The 19,780-nt window shown below is 66.6% G+C and carries 15 protein-coding genes; 7 read left to right on the top strand and 8 right to left on the bottom strand.

Annotated elements, in window-relative coordinates; translation table 11 throughout:
* Window positions 1-321 precede the first annotated feature (321 nt).
* The gene (locus tag WS75_RS19310) at window positions 322-525 is read left to right on the top strand and encodes a cold-shock protein (RefSeq protein ID WP_006477070.1); all 204 of its coding nucleotides are present in this window, start codon (window positions 322-324) and stop codon (window positions 523-525) included.
* 102 nt (window positions 526-627) lie between these two features.
* Here the strand turns inward: WS75_RS19310 and WS75_RS19305 are convergent, their stop codons facing one another.
* From WS75_RS19305 to WS75_RS19295, 3 genes are all read right to left on the bottom strand, one after another.
* Window positions 628-1,878: an Hsp70 family protein gene (locus WS75_RS19305; RefSeq protein ID WP_059682177.1), complete on the bottom strand. Its 1,251-nt coding sequence runs from the start codon at window positions 1,876-1,878 to the stop codon at window positions 628-630.
* 245 nt (window positions 1,879-2,123) lie between these two features.
* On the bottom strand, window positions 2,124-2,729 hold the full coding sequence (locus WS75_RS19300) for a nitroreductase family protein (RefSeq protein ID WP_059682175.1): 606 nt from the start codon (window positions 2,727-2,729) through the stop codon (window positions 2,124-2,126).
* A 158-nt stretch (window positions 2,730-2,887) separates the two neighbouring features.
* Complete coding sequence (locus WS75_RS19295; protein ID WP_059532761.1) at window positions 2,888-4,171, bottom strand: MFS transporter; 1,284 nt, start codon at window positions 4,169-4,171, stop codon at window positions 2,888-2,890.
* Between the two features lie 216 nt (window positions 4,172-4,387).
* Between WS75_RS19295 and WS75_RS19290 the strand changes: the two genes are divergently transcribed.
* Both WS75_RS19290 and WS75_RS19285 read left to right on the top strand, forming a co-directional pair.
* On the top strand, window positions 4,388-5,011 hold the full coding sequence (locus WS75_RS19290; protein WP_059682173.1) for a TetR/AcrR family transcriptional regulator: 624 nt from the start codon (window positions 4,388-4,390) through the stop codon (window positions 5,009-5,011).
* A gap of 83 nt (window positions 5,012-5,094) precedes the next feature.
* Window positions 5,095-5,667 carry a DUF1415 domain-containing protein gene (locus WS75_RS19285; RefSeq protein WP_059682171.1) on the top strand — a complete coding sequence of 191 codons (573 nt, stop codon included), beginning with the start codon at window positions 5,095-5,097 and terminating at the stop codon, window positions 5,665-5,667.
* Between the two features lie 55 nt (window positions 5,668-5,722).
* On the opposite strand, the gene WS75_RS19280 is transcribed toward WS75_RS19285, so the two are convergent.
* The 3 genes from WS75_RS19280 to WS75_RS19270 all read right to left on the bottom strand — a co-directional run bounded on the left by WS75_RS19280 (window position 5,723) and on the right by WS75_RS19270 (window position 8,452).
* Window positions 5,723-6,610 (bottom strand): class I SAM-dependent methyltransferase, encoded by an 888-nt coding sequence (locus WS75_RS19280; protein WP_059682219.1) that lies wholly within the window; start codon window positions 6,608-6,610, stop codon window positions 5,723-5,725.
* Between the two features lie 88 nt (window positions 6,611-6,698).
* On the bottom strand, window positions 6,699-7,832 hold the full coding sequence (locus WS75_RS19275; RefSeq protein ID WP_059682170.1) for a methyltransferase: 1,134 nt from the start codon (window positions 7,830-7,832) through the stop codon (window positions 6,699-6,701).
* Window positions 7,833-7,957: 125 nt separating this feature from the next.
* The gene (locus WS75_RS19270) at window positions 7,958-8,452 is read right to left on the bottom strand and encodes an LEA type 2 family protein (RefSeq protein ID WP_059682168.1); all 495 of its coding nucleotides are present in this window, start codon (window positions 8,450-8,452) and stop codon (window positions 7,958-7,960) included.
* Window positions 8,453-9,096: 644 nt separating this feature from the next.
* Here WS75_RS19270 and WS75_RS19265 point away from each other — a divergent pair.
* A complete protein-coding gene (locus WS75_RS19265; protein ID WP_059682166.1) occupies window positions 9,097-11,265 on the top strand; it encodes a M1 family metallopeptidase in 2,169 nt (722 codons plus the stop codon).
* Window positions 11,266-11,376: 111 nt separating this feature from the next.
* Here WS75_RS19265 and WS75_RS19260 read toward each other — a convergent pair whose 3' ends face one another.
* A complete protein-coding gene (locus tag WS75_RS19260; RefSeq protein WP_059682164.1) occupies window positions 11,377-12,405 on the bottom strand; it encodes a transporter in 1,029 nt (342 codons plus the stop codon).
* A 205-nt stretch (window positions 12,406-12,610) separates the two neighbouring features.
* Window positions 12,611-13,576: a hypothetical protein gene (locus WS75_RS19255; protein WP_059682163.1), complete on the bottom strand. Its 966-nt coding sequence runs from the start codon at window positions 13,574-13,576 to the stop codon at window positions 12,611-12,613.
* Between the two features lie 121 nt (window positions 13,577-13,697).
* Between WS75_RS19255 and WS75_RS19250 the strand changes: the two genes are divergently transcribed.
* The 3 genes from WS75_RS19250 (at window position 13,698) to tagF (ending at window position 19,778) form a co-directional block, all read left to right on the top strand.
* A complete protein-coding gene (locus tag WS75_RS19250; RefSeq protein ID WP_059682161.1) occupies window positions 13,698-14,543 on the top strand; it encodes a M15 family metallopeptidase in 846 nt (281 codons plus the stop codon).
* A gap of 301 nt (window positions 14,544-14,844) precedes the next feature.
* On the top strand, window positions 14,845-18,792 hold the full coding sequence (gene tssM / locus WS75_RS19245) for a type VI secretion system membrane subunit TssM (protein ID WP_059682159.1): 3,948 nt from the start codon (window positions 14,845-14,847) through the stop codon (window positions 18,790-18,792).
* Complete coding sequence (tagF, locus tag WS75_RS19240; protein WP_059682158.1) at window positions 18,789-19,778, top strand: type VI secretion system-associated protein TagF; 990 nt, start codon at window positions 18,789-18,791, stop codon at window positions 19,776-19,778. The genes tssM and tagF overlap by 4 nt, the downstream gene beginning before the upstream one ends.
* The last annotated feature ends 2 nt before the right edge of the window (window positions 19,779-19,780 follow it).

The following is a 19,780-nucleotide window of genomic DNA, read 5'->3' as shown; positions in this document are numbered from 1 at the left end:
GGGCAACCTTTCCGCGCGGCGCGTAGTTTAACGGTTGCACCTGCAAGTTGGCGCCAAAATCGTTCGGCCCCTACAAAAAATTCGCATCGTTTGCAAGGTTTGTAAACCTGAACCCCGCAATAACCCTGAGTGCATGGAAATACGGTTGACCGCGCGACCGAATAGCCGTATAAACGACGTTGCAGGATTTCAAGCGGCGAGTGAATTGGTTCTTTCGTAGTTCGCCCATCAACGGTACTCCGGTTGGTCCTATTACCCCCTTCCTTGATTTTCCGCACCCATGGGCCTCGGCCCCGTTTTATCTTTTTAGGAACAAGTAACATGGCAACCGGTACCGTCAAGTGGTTCAATGACGCAAAGGGCTTCGGCTTCATCACCCCGGAAGGCGGCGGCGACGATCTGTTCGCGCACTTCTCGGAAATCCGCGTCGAAGGCTTCAAGACGCTGCAAGAAAACCAGAAGGTTGAATTCGAAGTGAAGACGGGCCCGAAGGGTCTGCAAGCTGCGAACATCCGTCCGGTCTAAGTTCGGCGCGATATTTCGTGTAAAAAAGCCCCGCTTCGGCGGGGCTTTTTGTTTTCCGGCGCGGGCCGCCTTGCGGCCACCGCCGACCCGAATGGCCGTCGCTCAGCCGAACAGCCGCTGCGCGTGAATGCCGAGCCCGGTCGCGACGCTCGCGAGGCGATCGCCGAACACCGGCTGCGCGTCCGGGAATGCGCCGGCGAGCGCACCCGACAGGAACGCGAGCCCGGTCGAGCCGCCGGTGAAATACAGCGCGCCGACATCGCGCGGCGCGACGCCCGCAAGCCGTACCGTTTCGCGCGCGGCGTCGACGATGCGCGCGGTGTCGTCGACGCTCGCATCGACGAGGCGTTCGGCGTCGAACGCGATCTGCAGATCCTCTTCCACGTCGTTCAGGTCGATCATCGTCTCCCCGCCCGCCGCCACGCCGATCTTCGCTTCTTCCGCGCGCGCCATCAGCGCATGCCCGAGCCGTTGCTCGACCACGCGCGTGAGCCGGTCGTACTGCCGTACATCCTGGTACAGATGCTTCATCAGCTTCAGCTCGCCCAGCCGCTTCGGCGTGTAGACCGTGTTGATCAGGTGCCAGGTCGCCAGGTCGAAGTAGATCCGGTTCGGCAGCTCGCGCCCCTCGGGATCGAGCGCGCGGTAGCCGAACGCGGGCAGGATCGCCGCCAGCTCGACGCGGCGGTCGTAATCGGTGCCCGCGACGTGCACGCCGTGGTGCGCGAGCACGTCGTCCTTGCGCTCGAGGCGGGCCATCCGCTCCGGCCCGACGCGCACCAGCGAGAAGTCGGACGTGCCGCCGCCGATGTCGGCGACCAGCACGAGCCGCTCGGCCTGCTGGCGCGACTCGTAGTCGAACGCGGCTGCGATCGGTTCGTACTGGAAATGCACGTCCGTGAAACCGACCGATCGCGCGGCCGCTTCGAGCTGGTCCTGCGCGAGGCGGTCGGCGCGCGGATCGTCGTCGACGAAGAACACCGGCCGGCCGAGCACCGCGCGCCCGATCGGCGCGCCGGCGCGCGCTTCGGCCTTGCGCTTCAGGTGCGTCAGGAAACGCGCGATGATCTCCGTGTACGCCATCGCGCTGCCGTCGCCGAGATCGGTCGTGGTTTCCGCGAGCGGCGAGCCGAGAATGCTCTTCATCGAGCGCATCAGGCGGCCGTCGAAACCGTCGATATAGGAGGCCAGCGCCGCACGGCCGTACTCGACCGTCTCCTCGTCGTTGTTGAAGAAGATCGCAGTGGGCAGCGTCAGGTGGTCGCCCTCGACGGGCGCGAGACGCATGCCGTCGCCGTCGGGCAGCGCCACGGCGGAATTGGACGTGCCGAAATCGATCGCGCAGTAAGTCATGGGAAGTTGCCGCGGGGCCGGCGCGAAAACGGAAAGGACGGGCTTTTTATCATGAAGCCCGCCGGATCACAACCGGATCGCCCACCGATGCCGGCGCAACCGGCCCGGGGGGTGCGATCAGGCGCACCCGCGGCGCGCCGGCGACGGGTGCGGGCGGGTCATCCAGCGCCGCTACGCCGCCCGCTTGCGGCGCGCTCGCAACTGCCGCGGACCGCGTGCTCGACGAGCGCCTGCCCGCTTGCGGATCAGGCTGCGGCGTCGAAACTCTTCTTCCAGGCGCCCGCATAGACGACTTCGCCGATCGCATGACGCGTGCGCGGCGCCTTTTCGCGATCGCGCAGCACCGGATCGAGTTTGTCTACGTTGCCGTAGTGGCCGAGCGAGATGATCGCCGGAATCGCGACGTCGGCCGGAATCTCGAATGCGTCGCGGAACGCCTTCGCGTCGAAGCCGCTCATCTGGTGGGCAGCAAGACCCAGCGCGTGCGCCTCCAGCACCAGCGACATCGCGGCGGCGCCCGCGTCGTACAGCGCGGTCGGCGCCGGCTCGCCCTTCGGCGTGAGCGTGTGCGCGGTCACGGCGATGAGCACCGGCGCCGGCGCGTTCCAGCCCTGGTTGAACGGCACCAGCGTCGCGAATGCGCGCTTGAATGCTGCTTCGTCCTGCGTGCGATCGAACACGATGAAGCGCCACGGTTGGGCGTTGTATGCGGACGGCGCCCAGCGAGCGGCTTCGAGCACCGCGTGCAGATCGGCAGCGCTGATCGGCTCGTCCGAGTACGCGCGCGGGCTCCAGCGGCCGGCGATCAGGTCGTGAATCGAAACAGTGGTGGGAGCAGGTTTGACGGACATGCGGTTCCTCGCTGATATCGATGAAGGGGCGCGAACGCCCGGCGAACCGAAAGCATAACCGCTCGACGAGTCACGCGCCCGATCATCCCGCGCAATGCAAATCACGGATCCCGCATTGCCCGGCCGCACCCGTGCATGGGCCGGCCGAAGCGCCGCGCTCAGGCGGCCTGCGCGGCCGCGCGGGACGGGCCGCGGTTGATCCGCAGCACGATCAGCGCGCCGACGATGCAGAGCCCGCCCGAGATCATCGACGCGATCGTATAGGTGCCGAGGCTCGCACGCAGCAGCCCCGCGCCGAGCGCCGCGAACGCCGCGCCGAGCTGGTGGCCGGCGACGATCCAGCCGAACACGACCGGCGCCGCGGCCTTGCCGAACACGTCGGTGGCGAGCCGTACCGTCGGCGGCACCGTCGCGATCCAGTCGAGCCCGTAAAACATCGCAAACAGCGGCAGCCCGAAGAAATCGATGCCGAACGCATGCGGCAGGTAGATCAGCGACAGCCCGCGCAGCCCGTAGTACCAGAACAGCAGCACGCGGTTGTCGTAGCGGTCGGACAGCCAGCCCGACAGCGTCGTGCCGAACAGGTCGAATACGCCCATCGCGGCGAGCAGCGATGCGCCCTGCACTTCGGTCATCCCGTAGTCGCTGCACATCGCGATCAGGTGCGTGCCGACATAGCCGTTGGTGCTCGCGCCGCAAATGAAGAAGCTGAAGAACAGGAGCCAGAAGTCGCGCGAGCGGCTCGCCGTCAGCAGCGTGCGGAACGCGACCGCGAGCGGGTTCTCCTTCGTCGCGTCGGGCGCGGCCGGCGCGTCGGCCGGCTCGCCGTACGGGCGCAGCTTCACGTCGGCCGGCCGCTCGGGCAGCAGGAATGCGACCAGCGGAATCACGATCGCGGCCGCCACCGCGACGACCAACACGACCGGCCGCCAGCCATGACGCTGCGCGATCGCCGCGAGCATCGGCAGGAACACGAGCTGGCCAGTGGCCGTGCTCGCCGTGAGGATACCCATCACCAGGCCGCGCCGCGCATGGAACCAGCGCGTGACGAAGGTCGCCGACAGCGTCAGCGCGACGACGCCGGTCGAGCAGCCGACCATCAGGCCCCAGATCACGACCATCTGCCAGCTCTGCGTCATCATCGACGACAGCGCGACGCCCGCGCTCATGGTCACCAGCGCGGTCAGGATCGTCGGCCGCAGTCCGAAGCGCTGCATCGCGGCGGCCGCGAACGGGCCCGTCAGGCCGTAAAGCGCAATATTCACCGAAATCGCCAGCGAAATCGCCGCGCGGCTCCAGCCAAGTTCGCGCTCGAGCGGCACCATCAGCACGCTCGGTGTCGCACGCGTGCCGGCCGCGGCCAGCAGGATCAGGAAAACCACCGCCGCCGCGAGCCATCCATAGTGGAAACGCCCGCCGATTCGTGTCACTGCCCAGTTCATGTCGTCACTCTCCAGTTGGCGGCCCGGCACCCTCGCGCCAGCCCGCGTCACCACCAGGCCACCTCCGCCGCATGCGGTATCGGCTGACCGGGGCCGATACCTGGCATTTGTCTGTCGATCCGGCCGGCATTGTTACCGATCGGTCACAAGTGTGTTGCGATCGTAGTGACCAGTCGGTAACATGTCAAGCAGTTCATCACGCAGTCGAGGGTCATCATGTCGGGCATCGAGGCCGCCAACAAGCCGCCGGCACGCCGCACGCGCCAGCCGATCGCCGCGGCCGCCGCGCAGGAACACCTGCTGCGCGCTGCCGAGGAGCTGTTTTACAAGGAAGGGGTGCGCGCGGTTGGCGTCGAGGCGGTCGTGGAGCGCGCGGGCGTCAACAAGATGAGCCTGTACCGCCAGTTCTCGTCGAAGGACGAGCTGATCCTCGCGTATCTCGAACGGATGGATGCGTGCTTCTTCGAGCGCCTCGATTCGAGCGTCGCGAAGCATCCGGGCCAGCCGAAGGCGCAGTTGATCCAGTATTTCGTCGATCTCGCGGAGCGCGCGACGCAAAAGGACTATCGCGGCTGCCCGTTCGTCAATGTCGCGGCCGAATTCCCCGATGTGTCGCATCCGGCGCGCGAACGCGTCGCGCAGAACAAGGAGCGGCTGATGAAGCGGCTCGTCGCGCTATGCGATGGCGCAGGCGCCCGGCAGCCGAAAGCGCTCGCCGACGCGCTCGCGCTCGTGATCGAGGGCATCTACGCGGCCAGCCAGACCTACCGGCACGGCGAAACGCCGATCGGCACCGCGCCCGCGCTGGTCACGCAACTGATCGAAGCCGCCTGCGCGTGACTGGCGGCGCACGCCCGAACCCCGCGTGCCCCGCTCCCGCTACAATGCGGCCCTCGCTTCCGCCTCGCCCGACTGCCCTCGCCATGACCGATACCCGCCCCGATTCGCACGACGACATCCTCGCCGCCACGCGGCACTGGCTCGCGCGCGCGGTGATCGGGCTCAATCTGTGCCCGTTCGCGAAGAGCGTCTACGTGAAGGAGCAGGTGCGCTATGCGATCAGCGAAGCGACGACGCTCGAGGACGCGCTCGCCGACCTCGAAACCGAGTTGCGCGCGCTCGAAGCGGCGGATCCGCAGCAGGTCGACACGACGCTCGTGATCTATCCGCGCGCGTTCACTGATTTCGTCGACTACAACGACGCGCTGTTCTTCGCCGACCGGCTCGTGCGGCAACTGCGGCTCGACGGCGTGCTGCAGATCGCGAGCTTCCATCCCGAATACCGGTTCGAAGGCAGCGAAACCGACGACATCGAGAACTACACGAACCGCGCGCCGTATCCGATCCTGCACCTGCTGCGCGAGGACAGCATCGCACGCGCGGTCGACGCGTTCCCGGACGCGTCCGCGATCTACGAGAAAAACCAGGAAACGCTGCGCCGCCTCGGCCACGACGGCTGGCGTGAATGGATGCGCCGGCCGGGCGACGACGTCTGACGCGTCGCGCGACGGCCGTCCGCCGCACGGTAAACGGGCCGCGAGTCGGCCTGCCTCAGTCCGGGACCTGCTCGACGGCCTCGCCCGCCGCCGCGGGCGCTGGCGCGAAGAAGCGCTCGTTCAGTTCGGCGAGCCCGAACATGCCGAGGATCTCGTTCAGCCGCTCGCCGGGCTTGCGGCGCGGCAGGTTCTTGTACTGCGCGATGATCAGCTCGTTCTTCATCGAATGTTCCCAGCCGACCAGCTCGGTCACGCTGACCTGGTAGCCGTGCGCCTCGAGCTGCAGGCAGCGCAGCACGTTGGTGATCTGGCTGCCGAATTCGCGCGTATGCAGCGGGTGCCGCCACACTTCGGTCAGCGCATTCGCGAGCGACTTGCCCTTGTTCCTGCGCAGCACGCCCGCGACTTCCGCCTGGCAGCACGGTACCAGCACGATGTGCTGCGCGCGCTTCGCGAGCGCGAAACGGATCGCGTCGTCGGTCGCCGTGTCGCACGCATGCAGCGCGGTGACGACATCGACCGTTTCGGGCAGCTTCGGCGACGTGATCGAATCGGCGACCGACAGGTTCAGGAACGACATGCCGCCGAATCCGAGTCGCGCGGCGAGTTCGGTGGAACGTGTGACGAGCTCCTCGCGGGTCTCGATCCCGTATACGTGCGACGCGAATGCCGGCGTGCCGTGCCCCAGCTGCTGCTTGAAGAACAGGTCGTACAGGATGAAGCCGAGATACGACTTGCCGGCGCCGTGATCGACGAGCGTCACGCCACCCTTGTCGGCCTGCACGCTCGCGAGTAGCGGCTCGATGAACTGGAACAGGTGATAGACCTGCTTCAGCTTGCGGCGGCTGTCCTGGTTCAGCTTGCCGTCGCGGGTGAGGATGTGCAGCTCCTTCAGCAGCTCGACGGACTGCTCCGGACGGATTTCGTAGGTCTTGTTCGACATCGTGAAGCGGCGCCGGGCCACGGTCGGTCGACCACGGCCCGGCGGCGGGAATTCGTGAGGATGGCGACAGTTTACCGAAAATACGCGATCAGGCTCGTGCACCGAGCCGCCAGAGCGACGTGACCTCGGCGCGGCGTGCCGCGTGCAGCGGGTCGTCCGCGTCGGCCGACTTGGGGTGCGCGGGGCGGATGTCTTCGCGGCCGAGCACGACGAGACCGGCTTCGTCGATCCATTGCAGCAGCGTGTCGCGCGGCCGCAGGCCGAGATGTTCGGCAAAATCGGACAGGATCAGCCAGCCTTCGCCGCCCGGTTCGAGATGGTCGGCGAGCCCCGCGAGGAAACCGCGCAGCATGCGGCTGTCGGGATCGTAGACCGCATATTCGATCGGCGCGCTCGGACGGGCCGGCACCCACGGCGGATTGCAGACGACGAGCGGCGCGCGGCCGGCCGGAAACAGGTCGGCTTCGACGACCTCGACGCGCTCGGCATGACCGAGCCGCGCGACGTTCTCGCGAGCGCACGCGAGCGCGCGCGGATCCTGATCGGTCGCGACGATGCGCTCGACGCCGCGGGACGCGAGCACGGCTGCGAGCACGCCGGTGCCCGTGCCGATGTCGAACGCGAGCGACGTCGCGGGCAGCGGCGTGCGCGCGACGAGTTCGACGTATTCGCCGCGCACCGGCGAAAACACACCGTAATGCGGATGGATCGGCGCGCCGCCGAGCGCCGGAATCGGCACGCCCTTCTTGCGCCATTCGTGCGCGCCGACGAGGCCGAGCAGCTCGCGCAGCGATACGACCGACGGCGCGCCGCCCGGGCCGTACGCTTCCTCGCACGCGGCACGCACGTCGGGTGCGCGGCGCAGCGGGATCGTGTAGTCGGCGTCGAGCGGGATCAGCAGCATCCCGAGCGTGCGGGCACGCTGCGATTGCGCGAGGCGGTGCAGGTTGAATGCGTCGACGCCCACCGCGGCCTTCGCCTTCTTCGGCTTGCGTTCGACGCGGCGCGCCATCGCTTGCACGAGCTGGCGCGCGTTCTGGAAGTCGCCCTGCCAGACGAGCGCGGTGCCCTCGCACGCGAGGCGGTACGCGGCATCGGCGGTGAGGCGGTCGTCGGCGGGCACGGCGCGCTTCGGCGGCTGCACGCCGGCTTCGGAGCGCCAGCGCACGGCATGTTCGGCGCCGTCGGCGTCGGTCCAGTGGAAAACGGGGAAATCGGTCACGCGAGCTCGGCTACGGTTGGCTTCAGACAGGCGGCGCTACAGGAGCGCGCCGCGCGGACCACACCATACCGCGCTTTGCCCGCGCGGCAAAGCGGAGGCGACGGCCCTCGCATCGCGCAGGCAGCCTACCCGCCCCACCCCGGCATCGCCGGCATGCGCAACGTGCCCGCGTCGCGGAAATGCACGCTGCCGAGCACGCCGCCCGCGAGCCGCCCGCGCAGCGCGTACGGCAACTCGCCGTTGGCCGCCGCGCCGGGCAGGTTCCACGCCTGCCGCGCGGCGGCGAACGCCGACACCGAAACGGGCACGTCGATCACGGCCTCGCCGAAGCGCGGCACGACGCCCGCGCGATCGCTCACGCCGCTCGCGAACGGCGTGCCGTTCAGTTCGAGCGCGACCGAAATGCCGTCGTATTCGATCGGCGTGTCATTCGGGTTCTGCACGCGCAGTTTCAGGCTGAAACGCATCTCGAGGCCCTGTCCGACCAGCGGATCGAGCCCTGCGACGGTCACGCTCACCGGCTCGCGCGTCAGGCCCGCGCAACCGCCGAGCACGAAGACGGCGGCGAACAGCAGCAGCATGGCGCGCAGCGGCGCGATACGGAACAGGGCTCGTGGCATGGGCTGGCCTCCTTGCGGCAATCGATTGACGGATCGTCGCTGCATTGTACCGAGCGCGCCACGCTCCACCCTGATTCGTAGTTTCCGCGCGCCGCCGAGATCGTTAATAGATTAAAACTACGAAAACATGCAGTCGAATGGAAAGCGAATTAATGCCTTTCAGCATTCAATGGCACGCAAAAGATTCCATCGAATCATTTTCTAATTTTTTCGTTTCCTTTACCCAAAACCATCAAGTATATTTACGCATCCTTCGAGCAGGCCGACAAACCTTCAAGCCGCATGACGGCGATTTTACGGAACGGCGACACGCCGTCCCTCCGTCCTGCGGCCTCGCACGGCCAGCCCCGTGGGTCGTCGGTTCAAAGGGAATGCACGCCCGCTCAGGGCGGGCGGCCCCGTGTCGTGCGCGCGAAATCAATTCAGTACAACACGCGCCCGGCCATTTTGAACCGGCAAGTTAACCGACATCCGGAAACACAGAGGGGGCAGTAAACCATGATTACCTTCACGTAGTCGGCCGACCGTCTTTTCGAATAATCCGCCATTGGCATTTCTCGTCGCTGTTGATTAACGGCGAGGGATTTCCTTTGCCGGCGTTTTCGCAGCACTGAACGATTCTTTCAACAATCGAGGTTTCAGTCATGTCGATCAACATTCACAAGATGCGTTACCTGCCGCTGGTCGCCGCACTCGCGCTCGCCGGGTGCGGCGGCGACGACAGCGGTGTCGGCTCGGCTTCCGCGCTCAGCTCCGCCGGCGCGCCGCACTCGAGCTCGTCGCCGGCCGCCAACACGCCGCCGAGCGCGTCCAATGTCGACAAGAGCGTGTCGCCTGTCGAACTGCCGGACACCGTCGTACCCGTCAACTACCGGCTGTGGTTCCGACCGAACGATGCGCTGAACGCGTTCGACGGGCGCGCCGATGTCGAGATCAAGGTGCTGAAGCCGGTCAACAACATCGTGATCGCCGGTCACCGGATCAAGTTCACGAACGGCCGCATCACGCTGCAGCCGGGCAACATCCAGCTGATCGCGACGCCGCAGGACAAGGGCGACTTCTATCAGCTGCGTCCCGTCGCCGGCACGATCTCGCCGGGCAACTATTCGCTCCACATGGAGTGGTCGGGCATCATCAACTTCAAGTCGTACGACGATCCGGCCACGCAGACGGGCGGCAGTTGCGGCAACGATCCGTATCCGGGCTGCTCGGCCGCGGAAGGCGTGTTCCGTGTCGACCTGAAGAGCACCGACGGCACGACGAGCGGCGCGATCCTCACGCAGGGCGAAACCAACCTGTCGCGCCAGTGGTTCCCGGGTTGGGACGAGCCGGCATTCCGGCCGACCTATGAAGTGACGGCCGAAGTGCCGCAGAACTGGCGCGTCGTGTCGAACGCGGCCGAGAAGCCGTCGACCAACGTCGGCGGTGGCTATAAGCTCGTACAGTTCGAGAAGACGCCGCCGATGCCGTCGTACCTGCTGTTCTTCGGCGGCGGCATGTTCGACACCTACGAGGACGATTTCTCGAGCCCCCTGCCGGGCGGCAAGGGCGGCCTGCACCTGCGCGTGTTCACGCCGCCGGGCATGAGCGACTGGGCGAAGCCGGCGATGGACCGCACCAAGCAGGCGCTCGACTTCTACTACCGCTATACGGGCATCCCGCTGCCGCTGAAGAAGTTCGACACGGTCGCCGCGAACGATGCGTTCAAGGAGCAGAAAGACCTGAACTTCGGCGGGATGGAGAACTGGGGGTCGATCCTCGAGTTCGCCGACGACATCCTGCCGCAACCGGGCCAGCCGATGTCGCACTACGGTAACGAGGTGCTGACGCACGAAGTCGCGCACCAGTGGTTCGGCGACCTCGTCACGACCGACTGGTGGGACAACGTCTGGCTCAATGAATCGTTCGCGACGTTCTTCGAAACGAAGACGACGATCCAGTTCTTCCCCGACGAGTTCAGCTGGCTCGATCAGGTGAAGAACAAGTATCGAGTGATCAATCGCGACATCGGCCCGAACGCGTTCCCGGTCGCGCCGAACTTCAATGACTGGGCGTCGAACGACTTCGTGCTGAGCGCGAGCGCGTTCACCTACGACAAGGGCGGCCACGTGCTGAAGACGCTCGAGAACTATCTCGGCGAGCAAACTTTGCGCAAGGGCTTGCAGCAGTACCTGGTCGATTACTCGTTCGGCAACGGCACACCGAAGCGCCTGTGGGATGCGCTGTCGAAGGCGAGCGGCCAGCCGGTCGGCCCGATCGGCGACAGCTACGTGCGCCAGACGGGCGTGCCGCTGATCTCGCTCGACACGCAGTGCGACATGACGAAGAACCAGACCGTCGTCACGCTGAAACAGCAGCCATTCCCGAACAAGAACGCGTATCCGGGCCTGCAGTGGACGGTACCGATCACGCTCGCGTACGGCCAGGGGCTCGCGAAACACACGACGCTCGCGCTGAAGGACACGCAGACGCAAACGCGGATCGACGGCTGCACGGGCGTGGTCGCGGATCCGAGCGGTCTCGACTACTACGTCGTGAACTACAGCGACGCCGCGTGGAGCGGCCTGCTCACGCAGGTCAACGGCTCGACCGATCCGGTGCTGCTCGCGAACCTGAAGAGCGAGGCCGCGCTGCTCGTCGCGAACAACCTCGCGCCGGCTTCGCGTTCGACGTCGATCGGCTCGGTCGCTTCGCCGGCCGCGATGAAGCTGCGCCAGACGCCGAGCTTCGACGGCATCGCGCCGACGGCGAAGGAACGTCCGTCGCTGCGCTACCAGGGCATGTTCAAGCCGCGCAAGACGCTGGTTCAGTAACGTCGTGGTCCGGCCGGCCGGTGCCGCGGCGTTCGCGGCGCCGGCCGGCGTTCAGTCTTTCACGTCCTTCGGCAGGCTCCGGATGCGGGGCCTGTTTTTTTGTGGCCGCCGCTAGCGATCATCGCGCCGGCGAAACGCCCACCACGCGGCAAGCGCGGTAAAGCCCGCGACCAGCAGCACCATCAGCCAGAACCCGTGCTTGTTCTCCGAGAACGGCACGCCGCCGACGTTCATCCCGAAGAAGCCCGCGACGATGTTGATCGGCAGCGCGATCACGGTCACGAGCGTCAGCGTGAACAGCGTCCGGTTGTTCTGCTCGTCGAGCCGCGAACCGATCTCTTCCTGCAACAGCTTGATCCGCTCGTTGAGCCCCGACAGATCGGCGAGCACCAGCGAGAACTCCTCGGTCGACTCGCGCAGTTCCTGCACGTCTTCGGCATGCAGCCACGCGGGCGGCTTCGCGAGCAGCCGGAAGATCGACCCCGGCTCGGGCGCGAGCATGCGCTGCAGCCGCGTCAGCGTACGGCGCATCGCGCCGAGTTCGACGCGATTCGACGTGAGCCTCTGCGACAGGAAGCGATCCTCGATGCGGTCGACGTCGATGCTCGTGCGCCGCATGATCTGGATCAGCAGGTCGGCCTGGTCGCGCAGCAGGTGCACGAGCAGTTCGGCCGGCGACCGGAACCGTTCGCCGTCGCGCACGCAGGCGCGCAGCGTGTCGACCGAGCGCAGCGGCTTGAGCCGCGCGGTGACCATGATGCGCCGCTCGACGTGGACAAACAGCGTCGCGATTTCCGACGGCGTCAGCTCGAGGTTGAACATCACGTCGTTGACGATCGCGCGCAGCGCGCCGTCCTCCTGCTCGATGCGCGTCGAGCGCGATCCTTCGTGAAGGAATTCGAAGAAGCTGTCGGGCAATCCGAGGTGCGTGCGCATCCAGCGCTCGCTCGCGCCATGCGCGAGATTGAAGTGCAGCCAGACGAAATCGTCCGAGGTGGCCGCATCGCGCGCGCGGCACGTGCGCAGCCATGCGGCGGCCGCGTCGGCATCGAGCATCGCACCCGATCCGCCCGGGACGAAGCGGAATCCGCACACCATGCCGGACGTGTCGGCACCGTAAGTCTGTACGATCAGATCCATCGTGTCGAAGGTCGTGCGGCGCGGCCGCGCCGCGCATCGCGCATTGCGGCGCCACGCCGGAAAATGAAAGGAAATGTATGCCCGACGTATACGACATTTTCGTGACGGTGTCACATACGGACGTCCGGTGTCAGACAGCCCCAAAAAGCAATGCGCCGCCCCTTGGGCGGCGCATGTGCGATGAACCGGCCGGCGTGACGCCTGGCTACTGCCGCGTCTCCGACTGCGCGGCGGTCGGGCAGGCCGGATCCTTGCCCCAGTGGCCGTCGCAGACGCGCCACCGGCACAGCTGATCCTCGAAGAAGCCGCGCTCCGAGCACTCCTTCACGCGCGCCGCGAGCGAACCGCCCGTCGTGGCGGCCGTCTTGGTCGGCACGACCTGCGCCTTCTGCGCGGCGACCTTCTTGTCGGCCGGCTTCGTGCGTGCGACGAGCGCGGCGAGCAGGTCCGCATCCGGGTCGTCCTTCCCGGCGGCCTTTGCGCTCGCGGTACGGGTCGTCGCGTCGCGACGCTTCTTCGCCTGCGCGAGTTCCGCCTGCTGTTCCTTGTGGTGCTTGCGGGCTTCCGCCTTCGCGTCGGCCTTCGCATCGGCCTTGCTGCGTGCGGCGACCTTGCCGCTCTGCGCGGCGTCGGCCTTCGCGGTTTTCGTCGTTGCAGCCGCGGCGGCGGCCGTCGCGGCGACGGCGCCTGCCGTGGCCGCGCCCGATGCGTCGTCGGCGCCGTTCGCAAGCGCGCGCGACAAGCGGCTGTTGTCCGCGCCCGACGCGCCCGATGCGGACGCAACGGCCTGGGACGCCGCATCGTCATTGACGATCGTGGCCGGTTGCGCGGCGGGAGCGGCCGACGCGGCATTCTGCGCGACCTGCACGGCGCCGCCGCTGGCCGCCTCGGCCTTCGCCGCTGCCTGCGCGGGCGCGGCGGCCACGACAGCCTGCTCGCCGGATTGCTGCTGCCAGCGCCATGCCCCCCAGCCGCCGACGGCGACCACGAGCGCGACGACGGCCGCGATCGGCCCCTTCAGCGAGCGGCGCGGCGCTTCGGCCGGCGGCGTGACACGTCCTTCCAGATTCGCGAGAATGCGCGACTGCTGCGGTCCACCCTCACCTGCCGGTTTGGTATCGGACAGCAGGCTCGGCGGGGTTTTCGAATTTGAATTTTCCGGCGCACTCATTCAGCGTCTCATTGAATCCTGGTTTAATTCACCGCGATAATATAGCCCGGCCTCTCAAAGCAGCCTGATTCTAAGAGCAAGCATTGCAAAACACAATCAATTCCAATTTCCGGGGATTTCGTTGATTGCCGTCGCACTCGTCGCCTATTTCGCCCTTGCCGTCGCGGTCGCGGCACTGTTGCTTTTACCGGGTATCCGCACGGCGGTTTTCGAATCCGTCGCCCAATTTCACGGCCGCCTGACGCGCCGTGCGAACGCTCGCGCCGCACGCACGCGAAGTCAAATTGTTAAATCGGCAACCGTTACGCGCGGCGCATTAAGCGATGTGCAAAATTTACTGATTCGGCGGCGCTTGATGATTATGGTATCGGCAGGTATTCTTGCGACGCCGCCATTGGTGGCCATTGCGTTACGCGGTCGGCAATTGTTTCAATACGACGACACGGCGCGCGTGCCCGACGAAAAGATCGCCGCGCTGCTGCAAGGCGAACAGCTCGTGCCGCCCCCGCCGTTGCCGCCGGAAGTCTTTGCCACGAGGGAAGTCGAACAGGTGCGGCCGGCACTGAAGGATGCGAGCCGCGACTGGAACCTGCTGGATCCCGATTTCCGTACGCGTTTGCTGCTGGTCTACAAGATCATGCACGAACAATATGGTTACGAGATGGCGCTGCTGGAAGGTTATCGGAGCCCGGAACGACAGAACCGGCTCGCGCAAATGGGCACCAACGTGACCAATGCGGCGGCCTTCCAGAGTTATCACCAATTCGGGCTCGCGGCGGACAACGCGTTTCTGCGCGATGGCAAGCTGGTCATTTCCGAGAAAGATCCCTGGGCGATGCGCGGCTACCAGTTGTACGGACAGGTTGCCGAACAGGTTGGCCTGACCTGGGGAGGCCGATGGAAAATGATGGATCTCGGGCACGTGGAATACCATAAACCCGGTTTTAAACTGGGACGCGGCAGCTAGTCAGGGCTGCCGGACAAGAAATAATGAGGGCGGCATGGGGCTTTTTAATCATCCGGCAGGAAACGATTTGAGCGGCGCAATCGATCGGGCATTCCGTTGCTCGATTTTTTCCGATCGCCGCTTCCGTTTTAATTCTCACAGCGTCCTTTCATTATTGCGCGCGCCTTCTCCGATGCCGCGGGCGCATTGATGCCAGTCCCCTTCATCCCGTTTGACAGCATGGCGACACCTCGCGGCGCCACGCTTGCCGCTCGGCGCGCCTGCGTCGCCTCACCGAATCGCACCGGAACCTGAACGTCCTATGCAACGCATCCTCAACGTGCTGACTCATCCGCGTACGCTCTCGATTGTCGGGATCATCGCGCTAGCGGCGATTCTCTTCATCGTCGCCGACATGCTGCAGCTGCCGCTCCTGTGGGCGGCGATCGCCTTCACGGCGATCCTCGTGCTGTGGCTTGGCGTCGCGTTGATCCGCCGCTGGCGCGTGAAGCGCGCGAACCAGCAGCTCGGCCAGGTGCTGGAAGAGCAGGCGGAAACCGGCAAGATCGCCGCGCCGGCCGCCGCCGCGCTCGCCCCCGACACCAAGACCGCCGACCTCGACGTGCTGCGCACGCGCCTCTCCGACGCGGTCAAGACGATCAAGACGTCGAAGATCGGCCAGGTGTCGGGCGGCTCCGCGCTGTACGAGCTGCCGTGGTACATCGTCATCGGCAACCCGGCCGCCGGCAAGAGCAGCGCGGTGCTGAACTCCGGCCTGCAGTTTCCGTTCGCGGACAAGAACAGCGCCGTGATCCACGGCATCGGCGGCACGCGTAACTGCGACTGGTTCTTCACGACCGAAGGGATCCTGCTCGACACGGCCGGCCGCTACTCGGTGCACGAGGAAGACCGCAGCGAATGGCTCGGCTTTCTTGGCCTGCTGAAGCGTTATCGCCCGAAGGCGCCGATCAACGGCATCATCGTTACCGCGAGCATCGCCGAACTGACCGGCAACCGCCCCGAATTCGCGATCAACCTCGCGAAAAACCTCCGCCAGCGCGTTCAGGAGCTGACGGAAAAGCTCGAGGTGTTCGCGCCGGTCTACGTGATGTTCACGAAGGCCGACCTGATCACCGGCTTCACCGAATTCTTCAGCAGCAGCGACAAGCACGAATACGACCGCGTGTGGGGCGCCACCCTGCCCTACGAGCCGGACGACAAGCGCGACGTCGTCGCGCAATTCGACACGCATTTCGAGGAGCTCTACGAAGGGCTGAAGGAGATCAGCGTCGCGCAGCTGTCGCTGTCGCGCGGCAACCAGCTGTCGCCGGGCCAGTTGAGCTTCCCGCTCGAATTCTCGACGATCAAGCCGTCGCTGCGCGCGTTCCTCGCGACGCTGTTCGAGAACAACCCGTTCCAGTACAAGCCGATCTTCCGCGGCTTCTACTTCACCAGCGCGCTGCAGGAAGGCGAAACCAACAGCGCCGCCGCGCAGCGCATCGCGCACCGCTTCGGCCTCGACGCGAGCGCGCTGCCGAAGCCGCACAGCGCGTTTTCGAAGAACGGCTTCTTCCTGCGCGACCTGTTCTCGAAGGTGATCTTCGCGGACCGCCAGACCGTGCGCCAGTTCGCGAGCCCGACCAAGACCCGGCTGCGCTACGCGACCTTCTTCGGCTTCGTCGCAGCGCTCGCGCTCGCGCTCGGCGGCTGGACCTGGTCGACGATCGGCAACCAGCAACTCGTCGCGAACGTGCAGGCCGACCTCGACAACGTCACGCGCCTGCAGCAGGGCCGCAACGATCTGCAGTCGCGTCTGCAGGCGATGGATATCCTGGAAGACCGGATCGAACAGCTCGAACAGTTCCGCCGCGACAAGCCGCTGTCGGTGTCGCTCGGCCTGTACCAGGGTGACCGTCTCGAACAGCACCTGCTGACCGAGTACTACAACGGCGTGCGCCAGATCCTGCTGGCGCCGGTCTCGCAGAACCTCGCGTCGTTCATGAAGGATGTGAACGCGCACCCCGAACAGCTCGTGCCGATGACGCGGCCGCCCGAATCGGGCGCCGTGCAGGGCGGCCCGATGCCCGTGTCGACGAACCCGCCGGGCGCCACGCCGCTCGCCGGCGCCGCGCAAGGCGTATCCGCGGCGGCGGCCGCCGCGCCGCAACAGGCCGCGGCACCGCAGGGCGGGCTGTACAGCGACGCGTCGCCGACCAACGTGCAGGACGCGTACAACGCGCTGAAGACTTACCTGATGCTGTCCGACAAGCGTCACGTCGAACAGGCGCACCTGACCGACCAGCTCGCACGCTTCTGGCGCGGCTGGCTCGAGACGAATCGCGGCAACATGCCGCGCGACGAGATGATCAAGAGCGCCGAGCGCATGATCTCGTTCTACCTCGCGCGCGTGAACGACGACGACTGGCCGATGATCGACGCCAACCTCGCGCTCGTCGACCAGACCCGCGAGAACCTGCGCCGGGTCGTGCGCGGCATGCCGGCCCGCCAGCGCGTCTATGAGGAAATCAAGGCGCGCGCGTCGACCCGCTTCGCGCCGATGACCATCGCGCGCATCATCGGCGAAGGCAACCAGGGGCTGGTCGCCGGCAGCTATGCGATTCCGGGCACGTTCACGCGCGAAGCGTGGTTCGACTACGTGCAGCCGGCGATCCGCGACGCGGCGACCAAGGAACTGCAGGCGAAGGACTGGGTGCTGAACACGTCGACGCAGGACGACCTGACGCTGGAAGGCAGTCCCGAGCAGATCCAGAAGACGCTCGTCGGCATGTACAAGACCGAATACGCGCAGCACTGGCAGAAGTTCATGCAGGGTATCGCGGTGCAGGGCTTCAGCAGCTTCGGCCAGGCCGTCGACGGGATGAACCGCCTCGGCGACCCGCAGGATTCGCCGATCCGCAAGATCCTCGAGACCGCGTATGACCAGACGTCGTGGGACAACCCGTCGCTGGCGAACGTCGCGATCAAGAAGGCGCAGACCGGCGTCGTGAACTGGGTCAAGCAACTGTTCACGCGCTCGCAGGCCGGCCAGGTGGCGGCCGCGAACATCGACATCAACGGTAATCCGGCCGAGGTGCCGATGGGTCCGATCGGCCAGGAGTTCATCGGGCTCGCGCGGATCGTCGCGACGCACGACGGCACGTCGATGCTCAAGGGCTACATGGACTCGCTGTCGAAGGTCCGTACGCGCTTCAACGTGATCAAGAACCAGGGCGACCCCGGCCCCGGCGCGCGCCAGCTGATGCAGCAGACGCTCGACGGCAACGGCTCGGAACTGGCCGATTCGCTGAAGTTCGTCGACGAGCAGATGCTGACGGGCCTGACCGATTCGCAACGCAAGTCGCTGCGTCCGCTCCTGGTGCGCCCGCTGATGCAGGCGTTCTCGGTGGTGATCCAGCCGGCCAGCGCCGAAGTCAACAAGGTGTGGAACGCGCAGGTCTACCAGCCGTTCCAGAGCTCGCTCGCGACGAAGTACCCGTTCGCGGCGAACGCGAAGGTCGAGGCCGGCGCCGGTGAAATCGCGCAGGTGTTCGGTCCGGACGGCGCGATCGCGAAGTTCGTCGGCACGACGCTGGGCCCGCTCGCGGTGCGCCGCGGCGACACGCTCGCGGCCCGCACGTGGGGCGACATGGGCATCGGCCTCACGCCCGACTTCACGAACGGCTTCGCGCGCTGGGTCGCCCCGCTCGCCGGCGGCGCCGCGGGCGGCGCGGCCGCGGCGGCCGAACCGCAGACCGTGTTCCAGATCCTGCCGCAGCCGAGCACGGGCACGACGGAATACACGATCGCGATCGACGGCCAGCAACTGCGCTACCGCAACACGCCGCCGCAGTGGACCAACTTCGTGTGGCCGAACCCGCAGGGCTCGCCGGGCGCGACGCTGTCCGCGACGACCTTCGACGGCCGCACCGTGCAACTCGTCAACGAACCGGGCCGCTACGGTCTCGAGAAGCTGATCAACTCGGCGCAGCGCAAGCGCCGTCCGGACGGCACCTTCGACCTCACGTGGGTCCAGGGCAGCGTGAACGTGTCGGTGACGATGCGCATCATCAGCACGTCGCAGCCGACGAGCGGCGGCGGCGACCAGCCGCAGCAGCAGAGCCTGCGCGGGCTGCAGCTGCCGTCGTCGGTCGCCGACGCGAGCGCGGGTGCCGCGCAAAACGCGACGCAGGCCGGCACGGGCACGCCGGCCGCGACACCGGCACCGGCCGTCGCGGCCGCCACCGCAACGAATGCACAGGGGGCGCAATGACGCAAACCGTTCAGGCGCAGATCGCCTACTTCGGCAAGATTCCGTCGCGCGGCGACTTCGTGAAGAGCGCGCACAATCCGCAACTGCTGCAGACGCTCGATCACTGGATCGCGCAGGCGCTCGAACTGCTCGCGGAAGATCCGCGCTGGAAGATCGTCTACGAGGATGCGAAGCCGATGCATTTCGCGTTCCTCGGCTCGCGCAGCAAGCTCGCGATCGCCGGCCACATGGTCGCGAGCCACGACGTGTCGATGCGGCGCTTCCCGTTTCTCGGTGCGACCGCGCTCGAGGTCGACCGGCCGCTCGCGTTCCTCGCGCGCAGCCCGCTCGCGTTCGCCCGGCTGTGGTCGCGCGTCGCCGCGCAGATGCCGGCGCTGCTCGCGAAGGAGGTGCCGCCCGGCGCGCTGCAGGCGCTCGGCGACACGCAGGTGCCGATCGACATCGGCGGCCCCGGCACGTCGCACGACGGCACCTTCAACGACTTCATCGAACACCAGTCGTTGTACGGCCTGCAGCAGATGCTGCTTGAAAGCGGCCATCCGGTCCGGCTGCGCGGTGCGATGCTCGCGCTCGGCTCGCTCTTGCGGCCCGTGATGCAGAGCGGCTCGTCGCACATCGAGCGCGGCCTGACGCTGCCGCTGCCGGTCGACCCGTTCTATCGCAGCCTCGTCGCCGCGTTCTGGCTCGAACTGATCGCACCGTTCGTCGCGCAGGCCGACTTCGAGCTCGCGATCTTCATCGGCACGATCGCCGAGCGCGAACGGCTGATCATCGGCTTCAACGGCGCGTCGTCGAAGACGCTGCTGAGCGTCGTCGACCCGCAGACCTACGCCGCCCACAACATCGACATCGACGATCCCGAATGGATCGACGCCCATGCGCAAAACGATCAGCAGATCAGCAAGCTCGTCAGCTACCTCGACCAACCGCAACTCTCGCTGCGCGTCGCCATCGACGCGTTCCGCGAAGCGTTCATCGGAGGCTGACG

Source organism: Burkholderia sp. FL-7-2-10-S1-D7, from assembly GCF_001524185.1.
GTDB classification, from domain to species: domain Bacteria; phylum Pseudomonadota; class Gammaproteobacteria; order Burkholderiales; family Burkholderiaceae; genus Burkholderia; species Burkholderia diffusa.
This window is presented reverse-complemented; position numbering and strand designations above follow the sequence as displayed.